We start from the raw sequence: 16156 nt of genomic DNA on the forward strand, positions 1-16156 counted from the left end.
ACTAGAAGTCTATTTTTTGCCTTAAAAAGGAGTACAGAAATTATCTTCTGTACTCCTTTAAAATCTAAATAAGAAATCAATCTTGAGATAAATAAATCCAATTTATATCGTCAAATTCTTTGATAACATAATCTGATCCTATACTACGTAAAATTCTATTAAAGAAAATGATGTCATCTTCATCATCGTAATTATATAAATCCTTTTGAACATATTCTTTAATAATAAAATTCGTTAAATTTGTATGATTAACAAATTCAGAAAAGTAAGATCTTATAAAAATTGAATTATCTTCATTTAATTTTTCATCATTAACAATTGAAATCTTAAAAACATTTAAAATCGCATTAATATCTTCTTCGTCCATATAACATAATGGTTCTAATTTTTTGTCTTCTTCTGTAAATGGCTTTCGAGTATCTTCAATTATTACGTAAGATAAAATGTTACCATCTTTCAGCACACGAAAAACTTCTAAATCACGTAATTTTAAAGCTCTATTAAGTGATAGCATTCTTTCCCCCTAATCAAATATTAAAACCCAAATACTAACCTTAGATTCTTTAGTAATCTACCTCCTGTTACACCTATTTAAAGCTGCTATTGTTATCACATATGCAGGGTTCAATAATATATCAATCCAACTATATTTAGAAATTTTTTTCGTTCTTTATCTAATTTTCCCTATTTCTTTAACGCTGATTTTCATCTTTGTCTTTGGCCCATGAATGCCGCCAGCAGTCACGCCGTACATGGACTGGAATCGTTTGACTGCATTTGCTGATTTCGGTCCGTAAATATCTTCATCAAGCCGTTCACAATTGAAACTGACTCATTTACTGATGTAAGTGAATTTAAATAAATTGCAGAAAAACCCTCCTCATCTCGAGAAGGGCTCTGACTTATACTTCTTTTTCTCTAAATCAGTCCGAAGAAACTAACTGATGCCGCTCAACTTTTCAATCGAAGGGCTTCATCGGGTTCTCCGACTATTTGCCCCTATGCTTTTCTTTTGCTTTTTGTTTTCTGATTAAATATTTTTGTTCCTTTATTTTTTCTCTTTGTTTTCTATTCAGTTGTTTTTTCTTTTCTTTTCTTGCTTCAAGCTCCTGTTTTATCGCTTTTTGTGCCTTAGTTGATATCCCGATATTTTTCATCTCTTTAGAAGCTTGTCGTTGCAATCTTTTTGGGTTTAATTTCTTAGATTTTGCTTTAACACAAACCCCTTCTTGTTCAGTGTGGGAGAGAGTCGGTAAAAGTTGATTATTAACAAAATGCATTATTTCTGAATCCTTTGGCTCTTGTCCAAACAAATGACGAATTGCTCTTAATTTCCCATCATTCACAACTTCAATGACTCCTACCCAAAACTGACCATCGTAGTAAACCGTTAATTTCATAACGATTCCCTCCTCCTAAATTTACTGAAGAATGATGGACATCCCGAGGAGGGGAAGGTTACTGACATTTTAAATCATGCATCCGGACTACCAACCGAATTGTGTTTTTTCATTCTCATTATAAATTTAACAAACTTTCAAATTGAAGGAAAGGGTCTCCGCTTATTTTGAACAACACTTCAAGCTTTGCTTTGGTATCAGCGCATAAATTCCATCAGCTTTTAATCCATTCATCAATTGGAATTACTGCAATCGCTGTTTTCGCTCCATGTGCGCCGTCAATCCCGAAGTTCTTTGTTACATGGTAAGCCACTCCATTCATCGGAATAATGCAAATGGCATTTGTCTGAACTACAAAATAAGGTGCAAACTCTAATTTTCTCCACAAAAAAAAGCAGCTTTACGCCGCTTTTTTACTTTACGAAGTGAATATTTTAACGATTTGCATGGCCAAGTAGGCGATTCCGGCGCCGATTAACGGGCCGACGGCGACGCCTCCGAAAAGCGCGACGGCAAGTATCGTGCCGATGACCAGCGCCGTTGTAATATGAGGGTCGTTTTCCAATAAGGTGAGACCGTTTTTGGCGATTAAGGCAACCGCGATCCCGGCACCGAGAGCGATCCACGCATAATATGATTTCATCGCTTCTGCGAGCTGTTTAAAACCGATATCACCTGTGGCAATCGGCACTAAAACGGCGATTGTAATGACGGTGACCCCCCAGTTGATGCCTTTTGACTGAATAACCGGAAATAGTTTCTGATCAAGACCGACAGCTTTTATCACAATGAGAAAGCCGACGGCAAAAAGCAATGACTGATTTTTGGCTACCAATGCGATGGCCAGCAATAATAGTAAAAATAAATTCGCCTGTGTAAACATCCTGAAAGCACCTTCTTTCATCATATCTGTATTCATATCCTTTTTTTTGACGAATAAACTAATGTAATAGGACGTGCCGACCGAGAGGAGGATCGATGTGAATCCGCACTATGCAACTGTTTTTTTCCGCGCGCTGTTTGTACTCGCTGCGGCCGGCGGCGCTTTAGCGGCCGGTTACGCCTCATTTCCGTTAACTTATCCGTTTCTGATCGCCCTTATTCTGTCATCAGCGATCATTCCCGTAGTTGACTGGCTGGACAAACTGACGGGGATGCCCCGGTCAGTCAATACAGTCATTGTCCTGGTCTTCTTTTTGCTTATTCTTCTTGGCGCGGCGACATTTCTCGTTGCGGAAATCATTTCGGGAACCGCCTATCTGGCCAAAACGCTCCCTCCCCATATCAGCGCCTTTATGACGTATTGCGAAGAGCTGTTCACTTCCCGCATTCAGCCATTGTACCACGAGCTGACCGTCCTATTTAACGGACTGGAAACCAATCAGCAGGCATCCATCGTGACGCATATTCAGACCCTCGGTGATACAGCCGCTAAAAATGCGGGGCTGATGCTTTCACATCTTTTGGAGCTGGTGCCGAAATGGATTGCCTTCCTTCCCAATACAGCTGCCGTCTTCATTTTCGCAATGCTGGCGACTTTTTTTATGACAAAGGACTGGCATAAGCTGAAGGCGCTGCTTTATTCCATTTTTCCGGAACGGGTTTCGGCAAACGCCAAGGCCGTATCGGGAGAGCTGAAAAAAGCGATGGCAGGTTTCATTAAGGCGCAGGCCGTGCTCATCCTTTTCACGATGATCATTGTCTTTATCGGACTTTTTCTTTTAGGGATTGAGCATGCGGCAACCATCGCCTTTTTTATCGGCCTGGTTGACCTGCTCCCGTATCTCGGCGCCGGGTCGGTCTTTGTTCCCTGGATTATGTATTTGGCCATTGCCGGTCAGCTTCCCCAAGCGATTGGTCTCGGTGTTTTATATATTGTGGTTCTCATTCAGCGCCAGCTGACGGAGCCGAAAATTTTAAGCAAGTCAATCGGACTTGATCCGCTTGCGACCTTAATCGCCCTGTTTGCCGGCTTTAAATTGTTCGGAATTTTAGGACTGGCTGCCGGGCCCGCGCTGCTCGTTTTCATTCAGGCCTTTATCACAACTGGCGCTCTAAAAGAAATATGGGCCTATATTACTGTTCAATCCAAATAAAAACAGCAGCCCTGTAAGAAGGCTGCCGTTTTTTATTTGATAATGATCTGCTTGTTTTTTGACATCCCTCTCAGCCATTTGAACAAAAACGGCTTCATGCGGTTCCGAGTGAACGGAATCAGAAGACAGGCCCCTGCAATATCGGACAGAAAACCCGGAAGCATCAAAAGCAGGCCTCCGAAAAAGACGCATATTCCGTCAAGAAGCGCTTCCCCCGGCATTTTGCCGTGCTGCAGGTCGCGCATCACCCGATGATACACATCGGTTCCCTGTCTTTTTGCCACCAAAGCGCCTAACACGCCTGTCAAAATGATGAGAAGGAAGGTCGGAAAAATACCGAGCCATTTTCCCGCCAGCAGAAACAAACCGATTTCAATTGCCGGACATACGATAAACAGTAAGAATAACACTCTCATTTTTCTGCCCTCCCGCCCTTCTAAAAGCGCGTCACCGCCCGCATGGGAATAGGAAAATCAACCTAAAGACAAAAGAGAAGGGAGAACCCCCCTCTCTTTTTTAAAGCTGTTTAAAGAACGCTTGCGCGGCCTTCATACACAGCGCCGCGGGCAGCGTCAACTGTGATAACCTGTCCTTCTGTTAAAACTGAAGTTGCGTTCTCAAGGCCGACAATAACCGGAATGCCCAAGCTTAAACCGACAACGGCTGCATGGCTTGTCAGACCGCCTTCTTCAGTGATGAGCGCTGATGCTTTTTCAAGTGAAGCGATCATGTCGCGGTCAGTGCTTGAAGCAACCAATACTGCGCCGTCTGTCATTTTTTGTTCAGCTTCTTTCGCATTTTTTGCAACAACGACCGGACCGAATGCAGATTTGCGTCCGATGCCTTGTCCTTTCGCGATAATGCTGCCGACAGTGTGGACTTTCATCAGATTCGTCGTGCCTGATTCACCGACAGAACCTGCTGTAATGACAATCAGATCACCGCGTTTCACGATGCCGCTGTCAAGTGATTTTTGAACCGCGTCTTCAAGCATTTCATCGGTTGAATTCGCGTTTTGGCCGCTTGACGGGAATACACCGAATACAAGGCCGAGTTTGCGTGATACAGACTCATTAACCGTAACGGCTACAATCGGAGCCTGCGGACGGTATTTCGCGATCATACGCGCCGTATGGCCGCTTTCTGTAGGCGTAACGATAGCTGCCGCGCTCAGATTGATCGCCGTGTGCGCAACTGATTGGCCGATCGCATCGGTAATCGTCATGCCGACCTGATCTCTGCGTTTAGACAGAATTTCTTTGTAGTTCAGAGATTCTTCCGTGCGTGTGGCGATGTTAAACATTGTTTGAACCGCCTCAACAGGATATTGTCCCGCAGCCGTCTCACCGGAAAGCATGATAGCGTCTGTGCCGTCGAAAATGGCGTTGGCAACGTCACTTGCTTCAGCGCGTGTCGGACGAGGGTTGCGCTGCATGCTGTCAAGCATTTGTGTCGCAGTAATAACCGGTTTGCCGAACGCGTTGCATTTTTTGATCATTTCTTTTTGCACGAGCGGCACTTCTTCAGCCGGAATCTCTACGCCGAGGTCTCCGCGCGCTACCATTAGGCCGTCAGATACTTCCAGGATCGCATCCAGGTTGTCCACGCCTTCCTGGTTCTCGATCTTAGGAATGATTTGAATGTCAGACGCGTTATGCTCTTCAAGCAGTTCGCGGATTTCCAGGACATCCGTAGAACGGCGTACAAATGACGCAGCGATGAAATCAACGCCTTGCTCGATACCGAATATGATGTCTTTGGCGTCTTTTTCAGTAATTCCGGGAAGGTTGACGCTGACGCCGGGAACGTTTACGCCTTTTTTATTTTTCAGCGTGCCGCTGTTTAAGATTTTTGTTTTGATTTCGTGTTTTTCCGGATTTGATTCCAGCACTTCCAATCCGATTAAACCGTCATCCAACAGGATGATAGACCCTGCTGACACGTCGTCTGCCAGGCCTTCATAAGAAACTGAGAATTTTTCAAGCGTTCCCAGCACCTGTTTCGTAGAAACGATAATTTCATTTCCCGCCTGAAGCTCAAGCGCGCCGTTTTCCATATCGTGCGTGCGGATTTCCGGACCTTTCGTATCGAGGAGAATCCCCACGTTTTTGCCGAGCTTTTTGCTTGCTTCTCTGATGTTTTTGATTCTTGCGCCGTGCTCTTCGAAATCACCGTGTGAAAAATTCAGACGAGCAACGTTCATACCCGCTTCCATCAATTTTGTCAGCATTTCTACACTTTCACTGGCCGGACCGATTGTACAAACGATTTTTGTTTTTTTCAACTCGTTCACTTCCTTCTGAAATCTTCAGCTTCTTCCGCCTTAAATAGACAGTTCTTTTGAAAGCTGATACATGTTTGGTTCAACAGTATGTTTTGATTCTAAAATTTCTATAATATCATGGTCTACAAGCTTGTTGTTTTGTATACCTACGCAGCGTCCGCCTTTTCCTTTAAGCAGAAGCTCAACCGCGTAAGCGCCGAGGCGGCTTGCAAGAACCCGGTCAGAAGCGCTTGGAGATCCGCCGCGCTGGATGTGCCCTAAAACGGATACCCGTGTTTCAAGGTTCGTTTCTTCTTCGATGCGTTTTCCGAATTCAACCCCGCTGCCTACCCCTTCTGCAACGATGATGATACTGTGTTTTTTGCCGCGGTCGTGCCCTCTCTTCAAACGGCCGATAATTTCCTGCATATCGTAGTCCGCTTCAGGAATTAAAATTGATTCCGCTCCGCCTGCAAGACCTGCCCATAAAGCAATGTCGCCCGCATGGCGCCCCATCACTTCAATAACGTATGTACGCTCATGAGACGTAGCGGTGTCACGGATTTTATCAATCGCATCAATTACGGTGTTTAACGCCGTATCAAATCCGATCGTAAAATCAGTTCCCGGGATGTCATTATCTATCGTACCCGGTACACCTACACACGGAAACCCGTGTTCCGTTAATTTTTTCGCACCCATGTATGAACCGTCTCCGCCGATGACGACAAGACCTTCAATGCCGAGTTTCTTTAAATTTTCGATTCCTTTTTCACGGCCTTCAACTGTTTTGAATTCAGGACATCTGGCCGTGTACAGCTTTGTTCCGCCGCGGTGGATGATGTCACCGACCGAACCCAGCTCCAGTTTCTCTATTTTTCCGCTGATTAATCCTGAATAACCGTTATAAATTCCGTACACTTCGACGTCGTGGTAGATAGCTTTCCGCACAACCGCGCGCACCGCAGCGTTCATACCCGGGGAATCCCCGCCGCTCGTTAAAACTCCTATACGCTTCATTTCCTATTCACCTCAGCAACATATATATGTTAAACATATCATGATCATTGCCCTAAAACAATGAAAAGGGACGCCTGAGCTCCCATGAAACCTTACCTATTATACAATTAAATAAATTGTTTTTAAATAAAATTTAAGGAATATCACAAAAATCACAAAAAATAAACGTGAGCCATAGGCTTCACGTCTATTCAGTTTACCCCGATATATTGATCTTCAACCGAAACTTTCCCGATTGCTTTATATTTTTCATAGCGCTGTGAGATCAATTCTTCGGCGTTCATTTGAAGAAGAGATTTTAACGTTTCTTTAAGAATACCGTCAATGTAGCCCGCCTGCTGCTTGATATCATGGTGAGCTCCGCCCTTCACTTCTTTAATCATATCATCAATAATTCCTAATTCTAATAAATCGGGCGCAGTAATCTTCATGGTTTCGGCCGCTTTTTTCGCAAGGCTGGAGTCTTTCCACAAAATGGACGCGGCTCCTTCAGGAGAAATAACGGAATACGTCGAGTTCTCAAGCATCAGCATGCGGTTGCCCACACCTAACGCAAGCGCGCCTCCGCTGCCGCCTTCCCCGATGACGATACAAACGACAGGCACTGTCAGGCCGGCCATCTCGAACAGGTTCTTGGCGATGGCTTCACTTTGTCCCCGTTCCTCCGCCGCTTTACCCGGGTACGCTCCCTTCGTGTCGATGAAGCAGATAATCGGGCGGTTGAACTTATCCGCCTGCTTCATGAGACGAAGCGCTTTGCGGTAGCCCTCAGGGTGAGGCATTCCGAAATTGCGGACGAGGTTTTCTTTCGTGTCTTTTCCGCGCTGATGACCGATGACGGTGACCGGCATGCCGTGATATTTGGCGACTCCGCCGACAATCGCAGCATCGTCTCCGTATGTTCTGTCTCCGTGGCACTCAAAAAAGTCGGTAAACAGGTATTGAATGTAATCAAGCGTCGTCGGCCGGTCGGGAAGGCGTGCGATCTGCACTCTGTCCCACGGCTTCAGGTTTTTATAAATCTCATCCTGGAGCTTGCTTAGCCGGTCTTCAAGCCTTGCGATTTCAGCGCTTAAATCCATCTCCGAATCCTGGGTGAATTTTTTCAGTTCGGCGATTTTCGTCTGCAGTTCAATCACTGGTTTTTCAAATTCTAATCTTGCAGCCACTCATGCTCACCTCCTGTTTGGTGCATGTCCAGCAGAAATGCGAGTTTGTCTTTCATGTCGTTTCGGTGAATCACCGCATCAAGCTGGCCGTGCTTTAATAAAAATTCCGCCGTCTGGAAATCTTCCGGCAGTTTTTCCCCGATCGTCTGTTCAATAATACGTCTTCCGGCAAATCCGATCAAGGCGCCCGGTTCAGCGAAATTATAATCACCGAGAGACGCGAAACTGGCTGATACACCGCCTGTCGTCGGATGGGTCATGACAGAAATAATCAGTCCCTGCTCCTCACTGAACAGTTTTAATGCAGAGCTTGTCTTGGCCATTTGCATAAGGCTTAAGACCCCCTCCTGCATACGTGCGCCGCCGGAAGCGGTAAAGATGATAAACGGGACTTTTTCCTCTTTTGCTTTTTCAATTGCAAGCGTGATTTTTTCGCCGACAACCGAACCCATGCTGCCCATTCGGAATGTTGAATCCATGATCGCGATCACGGCCGGGAATCCGCTGATGGTTCCTTTTCCGGTAACCACCGCTTCATTCAGCGATGTTTTCTCACGGTCTTTTTCGATTTTTTCTAAGTATCCCGGGAAACCGAGCGGGTTTTCAGATATCATTCCCTGGTTGAATTCTTCGAATGAATCTTCATCCAGGAGGCTTTCAATGCGCTGCTTTGCATTCATCGGGAAATGGTGCCCGCAGTTCATGCAGACGCGCAGGTTTTTATCTAACTCTTTTGTGAGCATGATTTTTTTACATTTGGGGCACTTTGTCATAATGCCTTCCGGAACATCATGTTTTGCCTGCTCAGACGGCACGGAAGCATATTTTTTCTTTTTTGTGAATATATCCTTTAACAAATGATTACCTCCCTTTTGTGAAGGGTTCTCTTCACTGCATGTCTTCCGATTAGATAGACTTAATAATAACTTTACCGAAACTATTGTACTTTTTTTGTCAAACGGTGTCATCCTCCATTCGACATTTTTTGCTGCAAAACAGACGGAAACGGACGGATTTCATACCGTGAAAAGCGTTGTTCAGCCTTATCTGTCAGCGTTTTCAAAAGAAATAAGGATTCTGCTGAAATTTTTTTAAGACCTGCCCTTAAAAAAATGCCGGCAGTCCGTATATTGAACAGCAGCGCGTTGTTTTTTTCCAACGCGCTGCCATTTCATTTTTGTGTTATTATTCGCCGATGACTGTGAGCTGTCTTGTTTTTTCAGCCACTTCCTCAGGATCGACCGTAATTCTGGCGACGCCCGTTTCCATCGCTGCTTTCGCAACAGCTTTCGCAACGGCAGGAGCCACACGTTTGTCAAATGGAGCCGGGATGACATAATCAGCGCTTAATTCTTCCTCTGAAACGAGGGAAGCAATCGCTTCAACCGCAGCAATTTTCATTTCTTCGTTGATGTGAGTCGCGCGAACGTCAAGCGCCCCGCGGAAAATTCCAGGGAATGCCAGAACGTTGTTGACCTGGTTCGGGAAATCAGAACGGCCTGTTCCGATTACGCTTGCGCCGGCTGCGCGCGCGTCTTCAGGCATGATTTCCGGATTCGGGTTGGCCATTGCGAAGATAATCGGATCTTTCGCCATGCTTTCCACCATTTCTTTCGTCAGCGCGCCTTCGACTGATACGCCGATAAAGACGTCTGCATCTTTAATGACATCCTGCAGCGAACCGTCGTTGCGGTCTTGGTTTGTAAACTTCGCCACTTCGTTTTTCACTGCGTTCATGCCGGCCGGACGCCCTTCGTAAATCGCCCCTTTAGAGTCGCACATTACGATGTCGCGTACGCCGAAATGGTAAAGAAGCTTGATGATCGCGATGCCTGCGGCTCCCGCTCCGTTTGCCACAACTTTAATGGATGACATGGATTTTCCTGATAATTTCAGCGCGTTTACAAGTCCGGCAACGGTTACGATGGCAGTGCCGTGCTGATCATCGTGGAAAACCGGAATGTTTGTTTCTTTTTTCAGGCGCTCTTCGATAATGAAGCAGTTCGGCGCCGCAATATCTTCAAGGTTGACACCGCCGAATGTCGGTGCAAGCAGCTTCACAGTGTCAATGATTTTGTCCACATCGTTTGTGTCAAGCGCGATCGGGAATGCATCCACGCCCGCGAAACTTTTGAACAGCACCGCTTTCCCTTCCATGACCGGAAGAGAAGCTTCAGGCCCGATATTACCGAGACCGAGAACGGCTGATCCGTCTGTTACGACTGCTACCATGTTCCCCTTCATTGTATAATCATATACTTTATTTTTATCGTCATAAATCTCTTTACAAGGCTCAGCTACTCCGGGAGAGTAGGCAAGGCTTAAGTCGTCCGCGTTTCTGACTTCTACCTTTGCTTTTGATTCCAGCTTTCCTTGATTTACTTTGTGTAAATGTAACGCTTCTTCTCTTAATGACATTCTAAACACTCCTTTTAAGTACTTTGTTACATATTCTGCCGCATAGACTGGTACAATCGCTGGAGGTGAAAAATTTCAGAATCTTTAAATAAGATAGCACAATTGTTTCAATTGTATAACAAAACGATTATTGTTACCACTATTTTAACACAACGTTTTCGCGGCCCAGCAGCTCTTTTAAACGGTATAACGCCTGATGGTCCGCCTGAATATGAAAAGTATCCGGCAGCCTGATCGTCTGCTTGTCTTTTTCATAATAAAGATAAACGCCGGTTTCCCCTTTATGCTCCAGTAAAATACGCTTCATCTTTTCCAAAAACTCCTGATTGTGCCGGCTGCCTTCGATTTTGATGTAAACAGACGGCGCTCTGTCTGCCTCCGTCTGCTCAAGAAGAGAGGCGGATGACATGATGAATTGTGTCTTCTCCTGACGCTCTTCCATTTTCCCGGCGGCGAATAAAAGCGCGCCTTCTTCTAACAGCGGAGACAGCCTTCTATATTGGTCAGGAAACACGACGGCTTCCATTTCTCCCGTTTCATCGCTTAATGTGAGAAACGCCATATGCTGACCTGTCTTTGTCCGAATCGTTTTGATGCCCGCGAGCAAAGCGCCGATTGACAGCTGCCCCTTCGGCATCTGCCGCGCTGCTGTGATCGCTTGGGCCCCCCGTTTTTTCAGGAGATCCCTGAAAGCAGACAAAGGATGGCTTGAGAAATAAACACCGAGAGCTTCTTTTTCGAACCGAAGCTTGTCCACGAGCGGAAATTCCTCAGCCTCTACATATTTTGGCTTAATGGAGAACGATTCTTCCAAAAACAATCCCATTTGGTCATCACCTGCACGAAAAAGTTCAGCGTGCTCTAAAGCCACATCAACGGAGGCCAGCAAGGCTGCGCGATTTTGATTGAATTCGTCCATGGCGCCAGAAAATATAAGGGCTTCGATGGTTTTCCGATTCACGCTTTTTGCAGGTACGCGAAAGCAGAAATCGAAAAGATCCTCGAACGGTTTATGTGTTCTTGCTTTATAAATATCTTTCACTGCCGAGACGCCTACGTTTTTAACGGCCCGCAAACTGTATCTGACGGCTCCGTTTTCCGGCGCAAACGGAAAACCGCTTTTGTTTATTGACGGCGGAAGGACTTGAATCCCGCTCCCCTTCGCTTCATGCAGATATTGCGATATTTTGTCCTCATTGCCGATGACGCTCGTCAACAGCCCGCACATAAAATATAGCGGATAATGCGCCTTTAAATAGGCGAGCTGATAGCCGATCATGCTGTATGCGACAGCATGGCTTCTGTTGAATCCGTAGTTAGCGAATTTTACAATCAGATCGTAGACCTCGTTTGCAGTGACTACAGAATACTCCTTTTTTAAGCACCCTTCAACAAAATGGCTTCGCTCTCTGTCCAGAATGTCCTTTTGCTTTTTGCTGACAGCCCGTCTGAGCAGATCCGCTTCACCTAATGAAAATCCTGCCATGCGCGAGGCGATCATCATTATCTGTTCTTGATAGACGATGACGCCGTAAGTGTCACTGAGAATATTTCTTACGTCCTCGTGCGGCACTTCCACACGCGCCCGTCCGTGCTTCCGATCGATAAATAACGGAATATTTTCCATCGGTCCCGGCCTGTAAAGCGCGTTAACCGCGACAATGTCTTCCAGTCTTGACGGCTTCAGGCGCTTCAGCACGTTTCTCATTCCTGATGATTCCAGCTGGAAAATACCCGTCGTATCACCGTTTGACAATAGCGAGAACGTTTTTTCATCCTGATAAGAAATCTCGGAAAAATCAATTTTCGTATTCGTCTCTTTTTCAATCATCGTTTTAATGGATTCAATAAGCGTCAGGTTGCGCAAACCTAAAAAGTCCATTTTCAAAAGACCGAGATCCTCCAGGTGATCCATCGCATACTGCGTTAAATACACGCCGTCATGCCCTTCTTGAAGAGGGACAACTTCCGAAAGCGGCTCTTTACTGAGAACGACCCCGGCCGCGTGTGTTGACGTGTGCCGCGGAAGACCTTCGATTTTCCTTGCGATCTGAAACACTTTATGAAGAACGGCGGATTCGGACAGCCGCCTGTTCAGCTGAGCGGACAGCCGCCTCGCCTCCTCAAGCGTCATTCCCGGTTTCGACGGGATCAGGCGGGCAAGCTGGTCGGCTTCTTTCGGGCTGATTCCGAACACTCTCCCGGTATCCCTTAACGCCGCCTTTGCGGCCAATGTCCCGAAGGTGATAATCTGGGCGACGTGCATGGCCCCGTACTTATTTTGCACATACTGAATGACCTCATCCCTTCTCGTATCAGGGAAATCGATATCAATATCCGGCATGCTGATCCGCTCGGGATTAAGAAATCTCTCAAACAGCAGAGAATGTTTAAGCGGATCCACGTCGGTAATGAAAAGCGAGTAAGCGACAAGCGAGCCTGCCGCGGACCCCCTTCCCGGGCCTGTCACAATGCCCTTTTCATGCGCGTACTTCATAAAGTCCCATACGATGAGAAAATAATCACTGAATTTCATGCGCCTGATGACGTCCAGCTCATATTCAAGCCGGCGGACAGCCCGCTCATCAGGAGTGCTGAAACGGAGACGCAGCCCCTCATGACAGATCTCCGCCAAATAGTCATCGGCTGATTTGCCGTCCGGCGCCGGAAAAGACGGAAGCTGTGTCTGTCCGAGGCTTACATCGACCCGGCATTGCCGGGCGATACGGGCGGCTGCTTCAATCGCTTCCGGATGCCGCGTGTAAAGCTCTGCCATTTCTTCAGGCGTCCTCAAGTATAAGTCCGGCAGATTCCCGCTCTGATCCTCCCATTTCTCTCCGGCTTTAATAGCGCACAGACAGCGGTACGCATCTTGATCTTCTTTCTTGATATAACGGACATCCCCCGCAGCGCAGACAGCGATTTCCGTTTCGGCTGACAGGCGGAGAATCTCTTCTGATAACGTCTCATGTCCTTTAAACGGCTGGTACCCTAAATAAAAACGGCCGTCTCCGAACAGCTCCCGGAATCCTTCGGCAGCCCGGACCGCTTCTTCAAACTTCCCGGCTTGAAGCAGGCTTTCAATGTACCCGTTTTCACCGGGCGTAATGGCGATCAGCCCCTCATGATAGCTCTTCATCCATTTTCGCTTCATGCCGCCCTTTGCCATGGATTGCAGCGCACTTGAGATTTTCACCAGGTTCTGATATCCGGTGTTTGTCTCCGCTAAAAGAATGAGCGGGTGTGCTTCAAGCTCCGTATCGTCCGTGTATATAGAAGCCGTCAGACCGATAATCGGCTTAATTCCGTTTGATTTGCATGCTTTATAAAACTCAATGGCGCCGTACATCACATTTTCGTCCGTCAGCGCCAATGATGAATATCCGAGTTCCTTCGCTTGTGCAACAAGCTCTTTTACAGAAGCGGCGCTGTTTAACAGGCTGTAGCCGCTATGTACTTGCAGGTGAACAAAAGACAATGCCGCCACTCCTTTCCCATACGTTCATTTTGCCTTTCTACATTATAAGACGGGTTTTCTTAAGAAACAAATGTTCTTTTTTGACTCATCATCATACTTGTCCGTTCCGCTCAATATGATAGAAAAGTGAGGTGGTGTATATATGGATCAGGAAGCCGGATTTATGGCGAATTTCATCAGCAGTTATTTTATCGCCCTCGGTGTGTTGCTCGGCGGCGCGCTGATCGGCGGCCTCGGAGCTTATTTATCAGGCGAGCCTCCGCTGACGGCGATCACAAAATTGGCGAACAGGCTGAAGATCTGGGCGCTTGTCGCGGCCATCGGGGGAACATTTGACGCGGTATACAGTTTCGAGCGGGGGCTGTTTGAAGGCAACACGCGCGACATCTTCAAACAGCTTCTTTTAATTATTTCAGCAATGGGCGGCGCGCAGACCGGCTGGCTGATTATTTCATGGCTGACCCAGGAGAATATGTCATCATGAGAATTCCCGAGTATTATAAAAAACCGGGATGGCAGCGTTTTTTTGCGGGAATGATGTGCGGAGCCATCGTCAGCTGGCTGTTCTTTCTGTTTACATACGGAACGTTTCAGGAAGAACAGGTGACGTTAATTGAAAAGCAGCGGGAGCACGCGCGGGATTTAAAAAACCAAATCTCCATCTATCAGAAAGATCTTCATAAATTAAATGAGGATAATAAGCAAAGACTTCTCATCCAAAGTGTTGATGTGAAGCTGATTAATTGGGAAAAATACAGAATCGCCCAGCCTGACAAGATGAAATTTGAGGAACAGGTGAAAGATAATATTTCTGAAGTCATCACAAAGGATATTGAAAGCGTGTATAAAACAAAGGAGCTTTTAAAACGGACGATCGAAAACAAAATATACACCATAAATGAGAAGGAATTTAAAGCTGAAGTAAAGGAACTGACGATTTATACGAGATTGTCTGTCGAAATTCATATTTCTTTTGCGACGTAATTATGTCATTTTTAAAAATTTTCCATAGATCTGTCGCTTTTTTCTCCGCTTTTTTATAAACTGTAGATGAGACATTTTCAACGATTCTGAAGGGAGGAAGGGAAAATGGAGGTTTTTAGTGAGCGCCGCTTGGCAAAAGATCATGCAGCCCGAATCAGACAAGGCTATTCCGCATATGCAGAAACAGACACACTCGCTTCCCTCATAAAAAAAGAACTCCAAATCTGTAATCTCCGCGTCTACGAAGACCTGACTGAATTCGGCTGCTGGTTCATCCCCGTGACAGATGAACACTAAGAAAGAGGGTCTCCCCTCTACTTGTGTTCGTTACATACCTCTTCCAGATCAGCAAGAATCTGATCGGTTTCATCCCAGCTGAAGATGGATGCGCCCGCCGCAAGCGGATGTCCGCCGCCATTGTATTTCCGGGCAATTCCGTTGATGACCGGACCTTTTGAACGGAACCGGACTCTGATTTGATCGTCTTCTTCTACGAAAAACACCCAAGCGCGGATACCCGAAATATTTCCGAGTGTTCCGACAAGCTGCGACGCTTCAGAAGCGGTGGTTCCATATGTCTCCAAAATGTCTTTTTTAATGAAAACGGAAGCGACGCCGTTTTCAGACAGTGACACATTTTGATAAATAAAGCCGTTAAGCTTCACCACATTTAATTTTGTTTCATACAATTGATTGAACAGCTCTGACGATGAAAATGGGAACTCAATGAGCTCTCCCGCGTATTTTAATGTCTTTTTTGTGGTGTTCGGGAATAAGAAGCGCCCCGTATCACCGACGATACCAGCGTAGATCAGCTCAGCTGCTTTCGTATTCAGTTTCCAGCCGTGCTGCTTTCCTTCCAGGTACAGCTCATAGATCATTTCGCTTACGGAGCTTGCATTCGTATCGACCCATAACAGATCGCCATACGGATCTTCATTTGGATGGTGGTCTATTTTCATGAGCTTTGCGCCGGAATGGTAGCGCTGATCGTCGACCCTGCCTTGGTTTGCGGTGTCGCACACGATGACAAGAGCATCTTTATAGGTTTCGTCATCCACCTCATCGAGGGAATATAAAAAAGACAAGGACGGTTCAGGCTGTCCGACGGCAAAAATATTTTTTTCGGGATACGTTTCCCGCAGGATTTCCGTAAGGCCGCACTGTGAACCGTAGGCGTCCGGGTCAGGCCTCACATGTCTATGTAAGATAATGGTGTCATATAATGATATGGTTCTGATCAGTTCGGATTTCATCGTTTTCTCCTTTTCGTTTTTATTCATTTAATCATACTCTTTATCCATGGAAAAGGAAAATCTTTCAGCAAC

The 16156-nt window shown here is 46.0% G+C and carries 15 protein-coding genes and 1 pseudogene; 4 read left to right on the forward strand and 12 right to left on the reverse strand.

Features of this window, described 5'->3' with window-relative positions; genetic code table 11:
* Positions 1-76 precede the first annotated feature (76 nt).
* From NYE38_RS14155 to NYE38_RS14170, 4 genes and pseudogenes are all read right to left on the reverse strand, one after another.
* On the reverse strand, positions 77-514 hold the full coding sequence (locus tag NYE38_RS14155; protein WP_014418618.1) for a hypothetical protein: 438 nt from the start codon (positions 512-514) through the stop codon (positions 77-79).
* 156 nt (positions 515-670) lie between these two features.
* Positions 671-799, reverse strand: a pseudogene (locus NYE38_RS14160) (peptidoglycan-binding domain-containing protein); the annotation flags it as partial.
* A gap of 190 nt (positions 800-989) precedes the next feature.
* Positions 990-1400 (reverse strand): YjdF family protein, encoded by a 411-nt coding sequence (locus tag NYE38_RS14165; protein ID WP_017418345.1) that lies wholly within the window; start codon positions 1398-1400, stop codon positions 990-992.
* A 418-nt stretch (positions 1401-1818) separates the two neighbouring features.
* The gene (locus tag NYE38_RS14170; RefSeq protein ID WP_025649717.1) at positions 1819-2283 is read right to left on the reverse strand and encodes a DUF441 domain-containing protein; all 465 of its coding nucleotides are present in this window, start codon (positions 2281-2283) and stop codon (positions 1819-1821) included.
* A 97-nt stretch (positions 2284-2380) separates the two neighbouring features.
* On the opposite strand from NYE38_RS14170, the gene ytvI reads away from it, so the two are divergent.
* Positions 2381-3496 carry a sporulation integral membrane protein YtvI gene (gene ytvI, locus NYE38_RS14175; RefSeq protein WP_017418347.1) on the forward strand — a complete coding sequence of 372 codons (1116 nt, stop codon included), beginning with the start codon at positions 2381-2383 and terminating at the stop codon, positions 3494-3496.
* 32 nt (positions 3497-3528) lie between these two features.
* On the opposite strand, the gene NYE38_RS14180 is transcribed toward ytvI, so the two are convergent.
* The 7 genes from NYE38_RS14180 to dnaE all read right to left on the reverse strand — a co-directional run bounded on the left by NYE38_RS14180 (position 3529) and on the right by dnaE (position 13844).
* Positions 3529-3912: an FxsA family protein gene (locus tag NYE38_RS14180; protein WP_017418348.1), complete on the reverse strand. Its 384-nt coding sequence runs from the start codon at positions 3910-3912 to the stop codon at positions 3529-3531.
* A gap of 110 nt (positions 3913-4022) precedes the next feature.
* A complete protein-coding gene (gene pyk, locus NYE38_RS14185) occupies positions 4023-5780 on the reverse strand; it encodes a pyruvate kinase (protein ID WP_340802189.1) in 1758 nt (585 codons plus the stop codon).
* 39 nt (positions 5781-5819) lie between these two features.
* The gene (gene pfkA, locus NYE38_RS14190; RefSeq protein ID WP_007408068.1) at positions 5820-6779 is read right to left on the reverse strand and encodes a 6-phosphofructokinase; all 960 of its coding nucleotides are present in this window, start codon (positions 6777-6779) and stop codon (positions 5820-5822) included.
* Positions 6780-6970: 191 nt separating this feature from the next.
* Positions 6971-7948, reverse strand: a complete 978-nt coding sequence (accA, locus tag NYE38_RS14195; protein WP_014418621.1) for an acetyl-CoA carboxylase carboxyl transferase subunit alpha — start codon at positions 7946-7948, stop codon at positions 6971-6973.
* Entirely contained in the window at positions 7933-8805 is an 873-nt protein-coding gene (gene accD, locus NYE38_RS14200; protein ID WP_071181928.1) for an acetyl-CoA carboxylase, carboxyltransferase subunit beta, read from the reverse strand. The genes accA and accD overlap by 16 nt, the downstream gene beginning before the upstream one ends.
* Positions 8806-9133: 328 nt before the next feature.
* Positions 9134-10366 carry a malic enzyme-like NAD(P)-binding protein gene (locus NYE38_RS14205; protein ID WP_007613079.1) on the reverse strand — a complete coding sequence of 411 codons (1233 nt, stop codon included), beginning with the start codon at positions 10364-10366 and terminating at the stop codon, positions 9134-9136.
* A 139-nt stretch (positions 10367-10505) separates the two neighbouring features.
* Positions 10506-13844 carry a DNA polymerase III subunit alpha gene (gene dnaE / locus NYE38_RS14210; protein ID WP_071181929.1) on the reverse strand — a complete coding sequence of 1113 codons (3339 nt, stop codon included), beginning with the start codon at positions 13842-13844 and terminating at the stop codon, positions 10506-10508.
* 142 nt (positions 13845-13986) lie between these two features.
* On the opposite strand from dnaE, the gene NYE38_RS14215 reads away from it, so the two are divergent.
* The 3 genes from NYE38_RS14215 to NYE38_RS14225 all read left to right on the forward strand — a co-directional run bounded on the left by NYE38_RS14215 (position 13987) and on the right by NYE38_RS14225 (position 15125).
* Positions 13987-14328 (forward strand): YtrH family sporulation protein, encoded by a 342-nt coding sequence (locus tag NYE38_RS14215; RefSeq protein WP_003152438.1) that lies wholly within the window; start codon positions 13987-13989, stop codon positions 14326-14328.
* Positions 14325-14828: a sporulation membrane protein YtrI gene (ytrI, locus tag NYE38_RS14220; RefSeq protein ID WP_071391505.1), complete on the forward strand. Its 504-nt coding sequence runs from the start codon at positions 14325-14327 to the stop codon at positions 14826-14828. Before NYE38_RS14215 ends, ytrI begins: the two co-directional genes overlap by 4 nt.
* A gap of 105 nt (positions 14829-14933) precedes the next feature.
* Positions 14934-15125 (forward strand): hypothetical protein, encoded by a 192-nt coding sequence (locus NYE38_RS14225; RefSeq protein ID WP_003152436.1) that lies wholly within the window; start codon positions 14934-14936, stop codon positions 15123-15125.
* A gap of 17 nt (positions 15126-15142) precedes the next feature.
* Here NYE38_RS14225 and NYE38_RS14230 read toward each other — a convergent pair whose 3' ends face one another.
* The gene (locus tag NYE38_RS14230; RefSeq protein ID WP_003152435.1) at positions 15143-16084 is read right to left on the reverse strand and encodes a bifunctional oligoribonuclease/PAP phosphatase NrnA; all 942 of its coding nucleotides are present in this window, start codon (positions 16082-16084) and stop codon (positions 15143-15145) included.
* Positions 16085-16156 lie beyond the last annotated feature (72 nt).

It is taken from the genome of Bacillus sp. EU63 (genome assembly GCF_038592915.1).
Classification (GTDB): Bacteria; Bacillota; Bacilli; order Bacillales; family Bacillaceae; genus Bacillus; species Bacillus velezensis.

Coding starts and splice junctions, on each gene's coding strand:
- NYE38_RS14155 (WP_014418618.1), bottom strand. CDS start 514: ATGCTATCACTTAATAGAGCTTTAAAATTACGTGATTTAGAAGTTTTT.
- NYE38_RS14165 (WP_017418345.1), bottom strand. CDS start 1,400: ATGAAATTAACGGTTTACTACGATGGTCAGTTTTGGGTAGGAGTCATT.
- NYE38_RS14170 (WP_025649717.1), bottom strand. CDS start 2,283: ATGTTTACACAGGCGAATTTATTTTTACTATTATTGCTGGCCATCGCA.
- NYE38_RS14180 (WP_017418348.1), bottom strand. CDS start 3,912: ATGAGAGTGTTATTCTTACTGTTTATCGTATGTCCGGCAATTGAAATC.
- pfkA (WP_007408068.1), bottom strand. CDS start 6,779: ATGAAGCGTATAGGAGTTTTAACGAGCGGCGGGGATTCCCCGGGTATG.
- NYE38_RS14205 (WP_007613079.1), bottom strand. CDS start 10,366: ATGTCATTAAGAGAAGAAGCGTTACATTTACACAAAGTAAATCAAGGA.
- NYE38_RS14215 (WP_003152438.1), top strand. CDS start 13,987: ATGGATCAGGAAGCCGGATTTATGGCGAATTTCATCAGCAGTTATTTT.
- ytrI (WP_071391505.1), top strand. CDS start 14,325: ATGAGAATTCCCGAGTATTATAAAAAACCGGGATGGCAGCGTTTTTTT.
- NYE38_RS14225 (WP_003152436.1), top strand. CDS start 14,934: ATGGAGGTTTTTAGTGAGCGCCGCTTGGCAAAAGATCATGCAGCCCGA.
- NYE38_RS14230 (WP_003152435.1), bottom strand. CDS start 16,084: ATGAAATCCGAACTGATCAGAACCATATCATTATATGACACCATTATC.